Below are 13,456 nucleotides of genomic sequence, written 5' to 3'. Positions count from 1 at the left end.
TTATGCCCTATTCTAGTCCGATTACCTCAAGGGCTGTAAATCTGTCAGTGGCAAACCGTATAATGGCCCCACAATTTCATGAGTATCTGCCACGTTATCGGCCGATACTCACAAAGCTGAACCTTCAAACCGCACACAGGCCACGAATGCCCGCAAAGAAAAAAAACCCGGATTTAGAATCTTCTCTGACCGAGCTTGAAGCTCTGGTGACACGCATGGAAAGCGGCGAGCTCACTCTGGAAGAGTCTCTGAAGGCATTTGAAGAGGGCATTAAGCTCACCCGTGAATGCCAACAGCGCCTGACTCAAGCAGAGCAGCAGGTACAAGCTCTGATCGAGCAAAACGGTCAACCGGTATTAACCGATTTTAATGCGACAGACGATGCCGGATGAGCAATTTTTTTAACTACACGGATCGACTGCGTCCTCGCATCGAGCATGCCCTGATTGAAGCCATTCCTGCCACAGCCAACAGCCAGCTGGGGGAAGCTATAAACTACGCATTGACCGGTGGCGGCAAACGCATCCGCCCACTGTTGGCTTTTGCGAGCTATGAAGCGATTCAAGGTCATACCGACCATTCGGCTCTCGATGCGGTCGCCTGTGCAGTTGAAGCCATTCACGCGTACAGCTTGGTGCACGATGACCTGCCCGCTATGGACGACGACGATCTGCGCCGCGGCCGAGCCACTTGCCATATTGCGTTTGACGAGGCTTTGGCCATTTTAGCCGGCGATGCATTACAAACACTGGCCTTTGAACAGCTTGCCAACATCGATTCAGTAAACGCTGATGTAAAGGTGCGGCTCATCAAAGCCTTGTGTGCCGGGGCGGGCCACCAGGGTATGGTATTGGGCCAGGCCATTGACCTCGCCGCGGTAGACAATACCCTCACCCTCAAACAACTAGAGAATATGCATTGTTGCAAAACCGGCGCTTTGATTAACGCCAGCGTTACCATGGGCGCACTGGTTGCCGAGGCCGACGACAGTGCGCTCAGCGCGCTGTGGGCGTTTAGCACGGCGGTCGGTTTAGCGTTTCAGGTACAAGATGACATTCTCGATGTCACCGCCGACACCCAGACCCTGGGTAAAACCCAAGGGGCCGATGCCGCCAAAAACAAGCCCACCTACGTTTCCTTACTGGGCCTGGATGCCGCCCGCCAGCACGCTGCACGTCTGCTGGAGGAAGCCAAAGCGGCCATTGCTCACTTACCCGGCAATACCGCCCCTCTACACCACATCGCCCAATATGTGGTTGAGCGAGAGCGCTAGTGGTGCCTACAATGGCCCCTCGCTAAAAATAGACTGTACCCATGCTGAACGAAATACCGACCCAACGCCCGTCCACGCCACTGCTGGACACCATTGACTCACCGGCGGATCTGCGCGAGCTCGGCGAAAAAGAGCTACCGCGGCTGGCGGATGAACTGCGGGCGTTTCTACTGTACAGCGTGGGACAAACCGGCGGCCATTTTGGCGCAGGACTGGGCGTTGTAGAGCTAACCATCGCTCTGCACTACATCTACAACACCCCCGACGACCGACTGGTATGGGATGTAGGCCACCAAACCTACCCCCATAAAATTCTCACCGGACGCCGTGAACAACTGCTGACGATGCGCCAGGCAGGTGGTCTATCGGGCTTTCCCAAACGCGACGAAAGTGAATACGATACCTTTGGCGTGGGCCATTCCAGTACATCTATCAGCGCCGCACTGGGTATGGCCCTGGCCGATGGTGAGCGTAAATGCGCGGCCATTATTGGCGATGGAGCCATGACCGCTGGCATGGCCTTTGAAGCACTGAATCACGCCGCTCACACCAACGCCGATATGCTGGTCATCCTCAACGACAACAACATGTCTATCTCGCCCAATGTGGGTGGGCTGGCGACTTATTTGTCGAAAATCTGGGGCAGTAAATTCTACAACTCGCTGCGCGAGGGCAGTAAGCAAGTGCTTACTAAAATCCCTTCCGCCTGGGAGTTTGCGAAACGCACCGAGGAGCATTTCAAGGGGTTTGTCTCCCCCGGCACCTTATTTGAAGAAATGGGCTTTAACTATGTCGGCCCCATTGACGGCCACGACATGTCATCGCTGGTACGCTACTTACGGAATCTGCGCGGTGTAAAAGGGCCGAAACTACTGCACATTATTACCCAAAAGGGAAAAGGCTTTGAACCAGCCGAACAAGACCCTGTGGGCTATCACGCATTGAATAAGCTAGAGCCCAGTCCCAAAAAACCGGTACCTAACCGCCCCAAATATCAAGACATTTTCGGCCGCTGGTTGTGCGATATGGCCGCCGTTGAACCGCGCCTGATCGGCATTACCCCCGCCATGTGCGAAGGTTCGGGGATGGTGGAATTTGCCCGCGAGTATGCCGAGCGCTTCTACGACGTTGCCATTGCCGAACAACACGCCGTTACCCTGGCTGCAGGCCTTGCCTGTGAAGGGCAAAAACCGGTGGTGGCCATTTATTCGACCTTTTTACAGCGCGCCTACGACCAGTTAATTCACGATGTAGCACTGCAAAACCTGGACGTCACTTTTGCCATCGACCGCGCGGGTCTTGTTGGTGAAGACGGCGCCACCCACGCAGGCAGTTTTGATATTACGTTTCTGCGCTGCATCCCCAATATGGTCATTGCCGCCCCCAGCGATGAAAACGAGTGTCGTCAACTGCTCTTTACCTGTTTCCGTCACACAGGCCCGAGCGCCGTGCGTTACCCCCGCGGACGTGGCCCGGGCGCTCGAGTGGACACGGCAATGACGGCCCTGCCCATCGGCAAGGGCATCGTAAAACGCGAGGGCACAGGTGCTGCCATTTTGTGCTTTGGCACCTTGAGTGCAGTAGCGCGCCAGGTAGCCGACAAGCTGGGCTTAACCCTGTGCGATATGCGTTTTGTGAAACCGCTGGATACCGAGTTGATTAACGCCATGCAAGAGCGCCACCAGTTACTGGTCACTCTGGAAGAAAACGCTATTGCTGGTGGTGCAGGCTCGGCGGTTGCCGAATACCTAAGCAATACTGGTTTAGTCACACCGCTGCTGCAATTGGGGTTGGCCGATGAGTTTGTTAGCCACGCCAGCCAGAGCGATCAGATGGCCAGCCAGGGGCTGGACGCCGAAGGTATTGAGCACGCGATTGATCAACGCTTACGCCAACTATCCGCCCCCAATAAAACCCGACTTGCGCCGTAAACGTAAACCAATACCTAAATTACCCGACCGGTGCCCTGCAATAGGTATTAATAAACTCATCGTGGCTGGGCTGCTTTGCGGCAGCCCGGGCAATCGCCTCTTTTCCCGCCGCCAGCGAACGCGCTAACGCCTGATAATCCAACGCATCCACCGTGGGGTTATAGCCCCTAGGCGTCACCCCCATACCCGTTAATACCATTTGCCAGCTACTGGGCTGAAAAAAGTCTTCAACTCCTGGCTGTAAATTTCCCTGCTCACGAAACAGACTTAACTTTTCTGCCAGGGAATCGGGTAACGGCATATTCTGGCAATATTGCCAGAAAGGGGTATCACTGCGAGCAGTGGTGCAGTAATGCAGAATCAAAAAGTCACGAATTTCGCAGTAATCGTCATAAAGGCGGCGATTAAATTCACGTTGCAAACGCTCGGCGCAGTCAGCAGCGGGAAACAAACGTACAAAATGTGCAAGGGACTTCGAAACCAAATGAATGGCCGTCGATTCGAGCGGCTCTAAAAAACCTTGCGCCAGTCCCAGCGCTAAGCAGTTTTTATCCCAAACCTTGCGTCTGATGCCGGTGGTAAAAGGAATGATACGAGGCTCAGCCAAAGGCTCGGTATCAAGAGCTTCAAGCAGTTCTCTCTGAGCTATGTCGTCATCAATAAACTGACTGGCATACACATAGCCGTTGCCATTGCGATGCTGAAGGGGAATACGCCAACCCCAGCCAGCGGAGCGCGCAGTGGCAACGGTCTGAACCTTAGTCACCTCGGCCCGCGCCGAGGCTACAGTGACGGCTCGGTCACAAGGTAAATATTCTGACCAGTTTTCATACCCGGCGTGTAAATGCTGTTCAATTAACAACCCTTGAAAGCCCGAGCAATCAATAAAAAAATCCCCCTCAATGACACGGCCATCGGCAAGCTGCAGGCTGTTAATAAAACCCCCTGCCGTTTTATGTACGTCGGCTACGTGCCCTACGGTTCGTTTCACCCCCAAACCCTGCGCGTAATCGCTCAGGTACTGGCTAACCAGAGTGGCGTCTAAGTGAAGGGCGTAACGTGCATTCGCCAGAGGCGTGCCCGCCACGTTAAAAGGTAAGTAAAATTTATTCTGCGCCGCTAACACGGCCTCAGGCGCGTGATGCAGCAGCGGAGTGGTGTCGCCTTGGGCGCGCGCTTTGAGCCAAATCTGGTAAAAATCATGGCCATCAATTGTGCGACCAATCTCACCAAATGTGTGCAGGTAGCTTTCGCCTTTCTGGCGCCAATCGACAAACTCGATGCCCCATTTAAAGGTCGCCTGAGTGCGACGAATAAAGTCGGCCTCATCAATACCCGAGCGACGTAAAAAATCCACAAACAAGGGCACGGTCGCCTCGCCGACACCAATGACACCTACCTGCTCTGACTCTACCAATTCGATACTGACATTACTGTTTTGGAAAATCCGTCCCAGTGTCGTAGCGGCGATCCAGCCGGCTGTACCACCGCCGACAATAACCATCCGTTCAATCTGTTTCGCCTGTCCACTCATAAGACCGCTCATTTGCTTTCGGTTATTCTTTCTTAAGAAATGTAAGCATACCGCATCAAGGTACAAAGTTGGTTGCACACCGGGATAATCATCGTCTACCTTGCTTCTCGAGCCAGAGCAACAGATCAAACATAATCGCCATAGAGCCAAAACTGTTGCCGACCCGCAGCCGCGCACCCCACGTTTTCGCTGCAAAACCTTAATGCCCATCATTTAAGACTTTGGAGCAAACCATGAGATTTCTTCTGGCTTTCGCTATCGCCTGCACACTGATAGGCTGCGGTAGCACCTCACCGGATACATCCACCAACAGCGCCAACCCTGAAGCCCATCAAACCGAGCAGCTGGCCTTAGTGCCCTACCCAAGCACGGTTGAAATTGCCAAGGGCAAATTCACGTTGGCAAATCGTGTACACCTAGAAGCAGCAAACGGTAGCGAAACGGCGAAACCTGCGCTGCAAGCGCTACTAACTCAACTGGATATCACCTTAAGCGACACGGCTCCCAGCCAAATAGAGCTCATCATGGTTGAAGAACCAGAGCTGGGTGAAGAGGGCTACCGCCTGCTGATCGACACACAAATCAGTATCAGTGCTAACACTGACGCGGGACTTTTTTATGGTGTGCAAACGCTGCGACAGCTCTTGCCTGCCAGCGCCCAGGCGGAATACGCACTGCCTTTGGTTGCCATTACCGATGCACCAGCTTTCGCCTGGCGCGGCAATATGCTGGATGTCGCACGCAGCTTCTTTCCCCCCGAGTACATTAAGTCTCACATTGACCGTATGGCGCGTTTTAAGCTCAACCGCTTACACTTGCACTTGAGTGACGACCAGGGCTGGCGCGTCGAAATCAATAAATACCCCAAGCTCACGGAAATTGGCGGCCCCAGCGCCGTAGAAGGGGGGCGATCTGGTTTTTACACCCAAGAGGAAGTGCGCGAGCTGGTTGCCTACGCACAAGCGCGCCACGTAACTTTGGTACCCGAAATAGACCTGCCCGGCCACACTCAGGCAGCGCTGGCCTCGTACAATGAACTGGCTTGCGACGATGTCACTAACCTTTCAACCTACTCCGGGCTAGAGGTGGGCTTTAGCAAACTGTGCCTAACCAACCCCGAGGTCATCTACCCATGGGTTGAGGATGTGCTGAGCGAAATCATCGAACTCTTTCCATCAGAATATATCCACATCGGTGGTGACGAAATTAAAGATCCGCTTTACGCTGAATTTATTGCCCGCGCCACACAAATCGTCGACGACCTGGGCCGCACCGCCATTGTTTGGGAAGAGGGCTCCGTGGCCGACAATGACCCGGACGTACTGCTGCAGCTGTGGAATGATGAATACGATATTCAACCAGCGCTGGAGCGCGGTCATCAGCTGATTTTGTCGCCTTGCTCCTACACCTACTTTGATCATGGCAATTACGCCGGCCAGCCACAAACCTATGATTGGTGCCGCAAAGAAGGGGTACCCTTAGAGCGTGCCTACAGCTTAGACACCAGCGCTTTCGGTGCCGCCGTGGGGGTTGAGTCGGCCTTGTGGACCGAGCTGGTACACACCGACGCAGCCGCAGACAACCGCCTTTGGCCGCGCCTTGCGGTCACCGCAGAGCTGGGCTGGAGCCAGGCCTCGCAACGTGATTACCAACAGTTTACCGACCGCCTGACGCAGCTTCGTCCGCAACTGGATGCTCTGGGCATTCAATACTACTTGGCACCAGAGCTAGGCTGGTAACCCCCTACTAATAACCCTCAACTTGGCGGGCAGAGCGACTGCCCGCCACTCCAGCCGCTCACTTCATCAAACTGTCACGCTCCCATCACACACTCATCGCCCTAATACCAGATCACAGTATCGACAAGACCGAACACTTAGGTAAGAATGAGCGCTCACCGCAATAACAAGGTGCTCATAACCACAAAAAGGGAGTTAATCATGGAATATTACGTACAAGCGTTTAAACAGTTTGCAGATTTCAATGGGCGCTGGAACCGCACCCAGTATTGGATGTTTTTTCTGATCAACTTTTTGATCGCCGTGGCCGTTAACATCGTGGCAGGTATTCTCGGCATAACGATTTTGGCTACGCTTTATGCATTGGTGCTGTTCATCCCTTCGCTCTCTGCGGCCGTAAGACGGATGCGTGACAGCGGCCGCTCACCCTGGTGGGTGCTGGTGGGGCTCATCCCGGTGATCGGCTGGATTATTCTTATTGTGCTTTTAGCCCAACCGACCAAATCAGCCTGATCATTAAGCCGCTGCCGGTCAGCGGCGACATTACCCGGTTTTACCCACCTTTCCACTAACAGCCGATTACAGCCATGCCAGACTTTCAAAAAAACCTCGAAACCCGATCTTTTCTGGCGCTTTTGTTGCTAGTATCGGTGGCGTTCTTGTGGATTCTGAAACCGTTTTTTGGCCCAGTGTTCTGGGCCTGTGCGCTCGCGATTATTTTTTACCCGGCGCAAACCAAGCTGCTTAAATCCCTGCAGCATCGCCCCAACACCCAAGCGTTGATCACCTTGATGATGTGTTTAATCATCGTGATTATCCCAGTGATTTTTTTGGTCAGCTCAGTGGTGGCCCAGGCCGCCGACCTTTACCAACGCATAGAATCTGGCGAGTTGAACGTGGGTAAATACATCGAACAGTTTCAAACCAGCTTTCCGGTACTGCAACAAACCCTCGAGCGGTTCGGTGTTAATTTTGATGACTTAAAAAAGCAGACCATGAACTTTGCCATGAACAGTGGCAAGTTTATCGCCCAGTACACGTTTAACATTGGCTCTAACGCCTTTAAATTTGTGCTCGACTTCTGCTTAATGCTCTACCTCACGTTCTTTTTTCTGCGCGATGGCAGCTGGCTTAAGGAGCTGATGATTCGCGCCTTACCCATGGGCGATACTCGTGAGCGGCTGCTGTTTGCCAAATTCGCCGAAGTAACCCGCGCCACGGTCAAAGGCAACCTGGTGGTGGCCATGGTTCAGGGCGCCCTGGGCGGTATTATCTTTTGGATTTTGGGAATTCCTGCCGCACTTTTATGGGCGGTGGTTATGGCTTTTGCGTCCCTACTGCCCGCTGTAGGTGCGGCCATTATTTGGGGGCCGGTGGCCATTTACCTGCTCGCCACCGGCAGTTATGTTCAAGGCCTTGTGCTGGTGGCCTTCGGCGGCGGCGTGATTGGCCTGGTGGATAACTTGCTGCGCCCAATATTGGTAGGCCGCGACACTAAACTACCGGACTACTTAGTACTGCTTTCCACCCTGGGCGGCATGGCGCTGTTCGGCATTAACGGTTTTGTTATCGGCCCTTTGATTGCCGCACTCTTTATCGCGTTCTGGGGAATTTTTATGCGCGAAATTAATGTGCAAGACGAGCCACAAGCACAAAGCGAAGCGCTTGAGGACCGTGACAATAACGAACAGGCAGCTGCCAACGAATAATGGTTGCGACGAGGTTTTAGCGTAAGCTCATTCGCGCCGCGTCGATTAAATCCATAATCCGCGCTAAGTAGCCATCTTTAGGCCGAAAGCTTCCCGTAGTTTGGCTTTTCATGTCCCGCTCAAGGCTTGTTAGCATTTTATTCAAACGGCGTTGATGGATACCCAGTAAAGCCTGAACAGGATCAGACACCAGCCCAGAAAAACAAGTAAACACGGCAAATAGAGCCATGACACCTACCGTTGATACAGCCAACAAACCCGCCTCTGGCTGTACCGGAAATAAAGAGTAATACCAGCTACCCAACCAGGGGCCAAGAATAAAATCGGCCACCGCCAGACGGTTGGCGATAATACCGGCCAGCACGGCGCCTATGGCCAAACCGCCGGGTGTAAATTTTTGCAGGGTAAAGGCACCGGCAATGGTAGCGAACAATGTGTTGCTGATATCGGCCGTGGCGGTGCGGGTAAGCGCGTATTGAGACAGTGCATCGACGAGTGCGCTGTGTAAGTGCTGTTCCTGTTCAGCACGTAGAGGTTGCTGATGTTGTTGCTCGGCCACAATACTTGCAGCAATGGCATCGCGCAGTGGGCTACCCCCTTCCCCCAAAGCCAGCAACTGCTGCTGAGTTTGCGTCATCAAATAAGCTTGCACTTGAGTTTGCAGACCACTGGGGATTTTTCGCAACAGACGCGCCAACGTGCGAGCGCCCCCCTTATGAAGACCCCAGGCGAGTAATTGACTGATTAAATAGAACGGTGCCCACAACAGGTTAAGCGGCGCACGCAATAAGTCCCAGCCCATGGCACGACGATTGGTTTTCCAGGCGCCGGGGTAACAGAAATGCTGGCGCACAAAGCCCGGAACTCTGCTGCGACACTCGGCAAAATACTGCTCTACTCCTCGGTTGATGGCATCGAGCAAAGGTTGCTGCGCACGCTGCGTCATAGGCGAAAGATGATTAAGACCAGGTAATCAAGGCGACACCGCCGAAGAGCTTTGCGCCGCTGCCTGATTGAGGGCTCGATAATCATGTAAAGCACCATACAGCCAGTCGCTGGCGTTAAGCACAGTGCCATCAGCCAACACCACTTGGTACGGCCGCCGGGTAATGGAGCTTTTACTGGCCAGGTTATCGATAAACCCTTCGGCTGTTCTCGCATAGCGGCTGGCACGGCTGTATTTCATTTGCAGATGGTCTGCGGCCTCAGGGGCCGAGTGTTCGGTGCCATTGCGGATAAAAGTCACCCCACTTTCGGCCACAAAGTCGATTAAATATTGAATTTCCTGCTCATCATTCGCCCCATACACCAAGACGCTGACAAGCAGTCCGATAAAAAGCACGTTAATCTTGCGCCACATGTTCACTCATCTCCTTAAATTTCATACTCACCAACAATGGGTTGTGATCTGAACTTTCGTAAATTGGCACCTCGGCGGCGCTGATAGAAATACCCCGCGTCCAAACATGGTCCAGAGCCATACCAAAAGCCTGAGTGCGATTATCCTCAGGAAACATCGCCGGACTTAAACCCAAAGGGCCGAATAAGCGATCCAGCAACGCGCGGCGATCATCGCTCCAGCTGTTCAGGTCGCCCGCCAGTATCACAGGGCCTGCATGAGCCGTGATAATTTCCAGAGCGTCGTGTAGCTGCTGTCGATACGCGCTGGTGCCCAACTCGAAATTAATTGAATGCATGTTAACGGCCAGCAAGCGCCGATCATTGTTTAACACATATTCGACAATATTGGTCGCTTTGGGCGTTCGCAGCCAGGGCTCGGTGTGCTCAAAACGGCAATGCACACTGGCGGGCCAGGCGCTCAGGGTCATCACACCGGTTTGTATGTTGCCAGAGCTGTAACCCGGGGCGAAACGCCAGTAAGGCTTGAGGTGGAACAACTCCTCGTTAAGCAGAGCCTCTTGTAAAAGCACAATATCGACGTCGCGGCTTAGATTGGTTAAATCTTGCAGTAAGTTTTCGCCTTGCGCTTTATAAATATTCCAGCTCAGTAAATTGATGGAGGAAGGGACGGTGTAATCACCGCTGTATTCTTTGCTGCGGCTACTGCTAAGCGCTTCAGTACAAGACTCTGGCGTAGCCGCGTAATCGGTATAACCCGCTTGTTCGTCGGACAGTTTCTCGGCATGTGACCACAGAGCTACCCCCACACAGCCAGCGCAAAGTACCGAGTAGGTAAACATTTTAAGCGCCAGGGACAATTTTTCCATATAGATTCCAGAAGTTAGCGTACAACCCATTCATCACGCCATTACCCTCAGACAGGTTTATCTATTGACGCACACACGCCACCACAAGGGCTTAAACCCTATTTGAGGGCAGACTTAGAGCCTTTGCGTCTCCAGTGGTTCCACGCAAATTCTAACCGGGCAGCCATTCAGAGCTGGCTTTGCGCCTGCTGCCATTTTTTGGTGAGCCCTAAACGCTGGTAAATGTCCGCAGCCATCCGGTAAAAACGCTTTTCTTCCGGCTGTTTTTCAATGGCGCGCTCTATTCGATGTGCGGCCTGTTCAAAGTTCTGGTCCGAATACTCTAAGACAGCAAGCCGATATTGGTAGTAAGGATTACTGTCCCGATAACCTTGTGCAGCAAGCGCCAAAGCACCGGCAAGCTCGTCTTGCCCACCGATACGATAGAGTTCACTTAAGTTCCAAATGGCAGTCATGTCTTTCGGCTCAAGCCGCGCGGCTTGCAGGTACAACGCCTCCGCTACTTTTGGTAGCGACCATCGCCAATAGAGCGCGGCCAGATTATTCCATAAATAGCTTTGTTTAGGTGCTATGGATATCGCTTTGCGCATCAATGCCAGCTGCATGGGTGTTGCTGCATCAGATTCATGAGTGCTCATAGCAAGGTTGTTGTAGTACTGGGCGATAGCGATATCATCATCAATTAATGATTGAGGGTAATAGGCGCGGTAGTTTGTTAAATCTAAATCCACCACTATGTCATCACGACTGAAACGCAAGTTCACCTTTACATTAACATGTCGCATAAACTGTAATTTCTCCCCATTCATCACCCAGGTTGGAGGAACCTGGACATTATTTAAATGAGCATTTAAACCAACATGACGAGCCATAGCCACAAAAAGGAGAGAAAAGCTCAGGCAGTTAGCCTCGCGTTTTGAGAAGACGTCTGCGACAGAAAGAGTCGCTGCAGCCCGGTACTGAATACCCAACCCTCCGGCCTGTGGCGATGATACCAACGCTGCATGCAAAGCTGCGACTTTGTGATCATCGCCCCGCGCCCCCATTACCGCTTGCTCGGCGTAACGCTCCATGCCCTTGGTGAGTTTCATTATCTGATCTGGCGCAATATCTCGCAAAAGGGTTTCATCCTCTTGCTGCAACTTTGCCACCTCAAGCAGTGTCGGATTTGGTTTTTTGAGTAAATCACTCGAAGAATTCTGCGTACAACCGCTCGCCGAGACGACTAACACCAGCCATAAAAAACTTAACCCTACAAGTAGATTCATTACAAATCCCTCGCCCTTTGGACTGAAGCTAAAGTATAGCCTCAATCGTTCAGCCTGCACTGCCATGAAGCGCCCATCACCTTTATCGCCCACTTTATTAACATTTTTTATACCGGGAAAACGCACAACTTTAGCGCCCAGCCATGCATCGAAAATTATTTTGCGCGCACTCTCGGTGCGATAAATTTTCAAGCACCTGATACCTCGTAGAAAAACCTCCATAAAAACGCACAATTTTGGCAACCTGCGTTTTTGGCATAGGCTTTGAAATATCCCCGTTGCGAACTGTCATTCGCCCAACACTTAAATCAGCCTTGGGCTTTACAACTTTGGAGACCGGGAGAAAAAATGAAAAGCAACAAACAAACGGGAATAAAAAGCTGGCTTAAGCCAGTGAAAACATTAGCCTTAACTGCCATCGCCGTGTGCATCAGTGCGCACACCTTAGCCGTCGGGGAGCCGGAAAAAGAAGATTTAAAATTCGGCTTCATCAAGTTAACCGACATGGCCCCTTTAGCCATCGCGCTTGAGAAAGGTTATTTTGAAGACGAAGGTCTGTTCGTAGAACTTGAGGCACAAGCCAACTGGAAAGTGCTACTTGATCGCGTTATCACCGGTGAGCTGGACGGAGCGCACATGCTGGCAGGGCAGCCGTTGGCCGCCACCATAGGCTACGGCACCAAAGCGCATATCATTACGCCGTTCTCTATGGATTTAAACGGTAATGGCATTACGGTTTCCAACGACATTTGGCAACAAATGAAAAAGCACATAGCTCAAGATGCTAATGGCAAGCCTGTGCATCCTATTAAAGCCGACGCGTTAAAACCTGTAGTAGAAGAGTACAAAAAACAAGGCAAGCCTTTTAACATGGGCATGGTATTCCCGGTATCCACTCACAATTACGAGCTGCGCTACTGGCTGGCCGCCGGCGGTATTCATCCGGGTTATTACGCACCTCACAAAGGCGATACATCAGGCCAGCTACAAGCCGACGCCCTGCTGAGTGTAACCCCTCCCCCGCAAATGCCCTCTACCCTTGAAGCAGGAACCATTTACGGGTATTGCGTCGGCGAGCCCTGGAACCAGCAGGCGGTCTTTAAAGGCATTGGCGTGCCAGTGATTACCGATTACGAAATTTGGAAAAACAACCCAGAAAAAGTGTTTGGTATTACGAAAGAGTTTGCCGAGCAATACCCCAACACCACCATACGCCTGACCAAAGCGCTGATTCGCGCTGCCAAATGGTTGGATGCCAACGACAATGCAAATCGACCCGAGGCGGTAAAAATCTTATCCAAACCTTACTACGTAGGCGCCGATTATGAAGTGATTGCCAACTCTATGACCGGAACCTTCGAATACGAGAAAGGTGACAAGCGTGAGGTACCAGACTTTAACGTGTTCTTCCGCTATCACGCTACTTACCCTTTTTACTCGGACGCCATTTGGTACCTGACCCAAATGCGCCGCTGGGGACAAATTGCTGAGCACAAAGAAGATGCTTGGTATTTTGAAACCGCCAAGAAAGTGTATCGCCCCGACATCTACGCCGAGGCGGCTAAAGCGCTGATCGATGATGGCGAAGCTGACGCTGCTGAGTTTCCGGACTTTTCCAGCGAGACAGGCTTTAAAGGCCCTCAAGCTGAGTTTATTGACGGCATTACTTACGATGGCAGCAAGCCCAACGCCTACCTGGAGCAACTGACCATTGGCCTGAAAGCCAGCGACAACTTGTAAGCATTAACCCCTTTGCGCTTTCGCTTTAGAGCTT

At 52.4% G+C, this 13,456-nt stretch carries 12 protein-coding genes; 7 read left to right on the top strand and 5 right to left on the bottom strand.

Features of this window, described 5'->3' with window-relative positions:
* Positions 1 to 146: 146 nt before the first annotated feature.
* Genes D568_RS0116865 through dxs form a run of 3 tightly spaced genes read left to right on the top strand, consistent with a single transcriptional unit; the run spans position 147 to position 3,204 of the window.
* Complete coding sequence (locus D568_RS0116865) at positions 147 to 392, top strand: exodeoxyribonuclease VII small subunit (RefSeq protein ID WP_020210788.1); 246 nt, start codon at positions 147 to 149, stop codon at positions 390 to 392.
* Complete coding sequence (locus D568_RS0116860) at positions 389 to 1,273, top strand: polyprenyl synthetase family protein (RefSeq protein ID WP_020210787.1); 885 nt, start codon at positions 389 to 391, stop codon at positions 1,271 to 1,273. Before D568_RS0116865 ends, D568_RS0116860 begins: the two co-directional genes overlap by 4 nt.
* Positions 1,274 to 1,314: 41 nt before the next feature.
* Complete coding sequence (gene dxs, locus D568_RS0116855; protein WP_020210786.1) at positions 1,315 to 3,204, top strand: 1-deoxy-D-xylulose-5-phosphate synthase; 1,890 nt, start codon at positions 1,315 to 1,317, stop codon at positions 3,202 to 3,204.
* A 19-nt stretch (positions 3,205 to 3,223) separates the two neighbouring features.
* On the opposite strand, the gene D568_RS0116850 is transcribed toward dxs, so the two are convergent.
* Complete coding sequence (locus tag D568_RS0116850; protein ID WP_026287112.1) at positions 3,224 to 4,738, bottom strand: tryptophan halogenase family protein; 1,515 nt, start codon at positions 4,736 to 4,738, stop codon at positions 3,224 to 3,226.
* Positions 4,739 to 4,971: 233 nt separating this feature from the next.
* Between D568_RS0116850 and D568_RS20565 the strand changes: the two genes are divergently transcribed.
* From D568_RS20565 to D568_RS0116835, 3 genes are all read left to right on the top strand, one after another.
* Positions 4,972 to 6,477, top strand: a complete 1,506-nt coding sequence (locus tag D568_RS20565; protein WP_020210784.1) for a beta-N-acetylhexosaminidase — start codon at positions 4,972 to 4,974, stop codon at positions 6,475 to 6,477.
* Positions 6,478 to 6,678: 201 nt separating this feature from the next.
* Positions 6,679 to 6,990, top strand: a complete 312-nt coding sequence (locus D568_RS0116840; protein WP_020210783.1) for a DUF805 domain-containing protein — start codon at positions 6,679 to 6,681, stop codon at positions 6,988 to 6,990.
* 74 nt (positions 6,991 to 7,064) lie between these two features.
* Positions 7,065 to 8,186 (top strand): AI-2E family transporter, encoded by a 1,122-nt coding sequence (locus tag D568_RS0116835; RefSeq protein WP_020210782.1) that lies wholly within the window; start codon positions 7,065 to 7,067, stop codon positions 8,184 to 8,186.
* A gap of 16 nt (positions 8,187 to 8,202) precedes the next feature.
* Here D568_RS0116835 and D568_RS0116830 read toward each other — a convergent pair whose 3' ends face one another.
* The 4 genes from D568_RS0116830 to D568_RS0116815 all read right to left on the bottom strand — a co-directional run bounded on the left by D568_RS0116830 (position 8,203) and on the right by D568_RS0116815 (position 11,682).
* Entirely contained in the window at positions 8,203 to 9,132 is a 930-nt protein-coding gene (locus D568_RS0116830; protein WP_020210781.1) for a DUF6635 family protein, read from the bottom strand.
* A gap of 27 nt (positions 9,133 to 9,159) precedes the next feature.
* Complete coding sequence (locus D568_RS20560; protein WP_020210780.1) at positions 9,160 to 9,546, bottom strand: DUF5329 family protein; 387 nt, start codon at positions 9,544 to 9,546, stop codon at positions 9,160 to 9,162.
* Positions 9,530 to 10,414: an endonuclease/exonuclease/phosphatase family protein gene (locus D568_RS0116820; RefSeq protein ID WP_020210779.1), complete on the bottom strand. Its 885-nt coding sequence runs from the start codon at positions 10,412 to 10,414 to the stop codon at positions 9,530 to 9,532. The genes D568_RS20560 and D568_RS0116820 overlap by 17 nt, the downstream gene beginning before the upstream one ends.
* Positions 10,415 to 10,581: 167 nt before the next feature.
* Positions 10,582 to 11,682: a transglutaminase domain-containing protein gene (locus D568_RS0116815; RefSeq protein ID WP_157497965.1), complete on the bottom strand. Its 1,101-nt coding sequence runs from the start codon at positions 11,680 to 11,682 to the stop codon at positions 10,582 to 10,584.
* Positions 11,683 to 12,030: 348 nt separating this feature from the next.
* Between D568_RS0116815 and D568_RS0116810 the strand changes: the two genes are divergently transcribed.
* A complete protein-coding gene (locus D568_RS0116810) occupies positions 12,031 to 13,422 on the top strand; it encodes a CmpA/NrtA family ABC transporter substrate-binding protein (protein WP_020210777.1) in 1,392 nt (463 codons plus the stop codon).
* Positions 13,423 to 13,456 lie beyond the last annotated feature (34 nt).

This window comes from Gilvimarinus chinensis DSM 19667, from assembly GCF_000377745.1.
Taxonomy (GTDB): Bacteria; Pseudomonadota; Gammaproteobacteria; order Pseudomonadales; family Cellvibrionaceae; genus Gilvimarinus; species Gilvimarinus chinensis.
The sequence above is the reverse complement of the archived record's forward strand: the minus strand, read 5'-3'. Positions and strand labels throughout refer to the sequence as shown.

Bases quoted from the DNA above. Each gene is read 5' to 3' on its own strand.
- D568_RS0116865 (WP_020210788.1), top strand. From the start codon at position 147: ATGCCCGCAAAGAAAAAAAACCCGGATTTAGAATCTTCTCTGACCGAG.
- D568_RS0116860 (WP_020210787.1), top strand. From the start codon at position 389: ATGAGCAATTTTTTTAACTACACGGATCGACTGCGTCCTCGCATCGAG.
- dxs (WP_020210786.1), top strand. From the start codon at position 1,315: ATGCTGAACGAAATACCGACCCAACGCCCGTCCACGCCACTGCTGGAC.
- D568_RS0116850 (WP_026287112.1), bottom strand. From the start codon at position 4,738: ATGAGTGGACAGGCGAAACAGATTGAACGGATGGTTATTGTCGGCGGT.
- D568_RS20565 (WP_020210784.1), top strand. From the start codon at position 4,972: ATGAGATTTCTTCTGGCTTTCGCTATCGCCTGCACACTGATAGGCTGC.
- D568_RS0116840 (WP_020210783.1), top strand. From the start codon at position 6,679: ATGGAATATTACGTACAAGCGTTTAAACAGTTTGCAGATTTCAATGGG.
- D568_RS0116835 (WP_020210782.1), top strand. From the start codon at position 7,065: ATGCCAGACTTTCAAAAAAACCTCGAAACCCGATCTTTTCTGGCGCTT.
- D568_RS0116830 (WP_020210781.1), bottom strand. From the start codon at position 9,132: ATGACGCAGCGTGCGCAGCAACCTTTGCTCGATGCCATCAACCGAGGA.
- D568_RS20560 (WP_020210780.1), bottom strand. From the start codon at position 9,546: ATGTGGCGCAAGATTAACGTGCTTTTTATCGGACTGCTTGTCAGCGTC.
- D568_RS0116820 (WP_020210779.1), bottom strand. From the start codon at position 10,414: ATGGAAAAATTGTCCCTGGCGCTTAAAATGTTTACCTACTCGGTACTT.
- D568_RS0116815 (WP_157497965.1), bottom strand. From the start codon at position 11,682: ATGAATCTACTTGTAGGGTTAAGTTTTTTATGGCTGGTGTTAGTCGTC.
- D568_RS0116810 (WP_020210777.1), top strand. From the start codon at position 12,031: ATGAAAAGCAACAAACAAACGGGAATAAAAAGCTGGCTTAAGCCAGTG.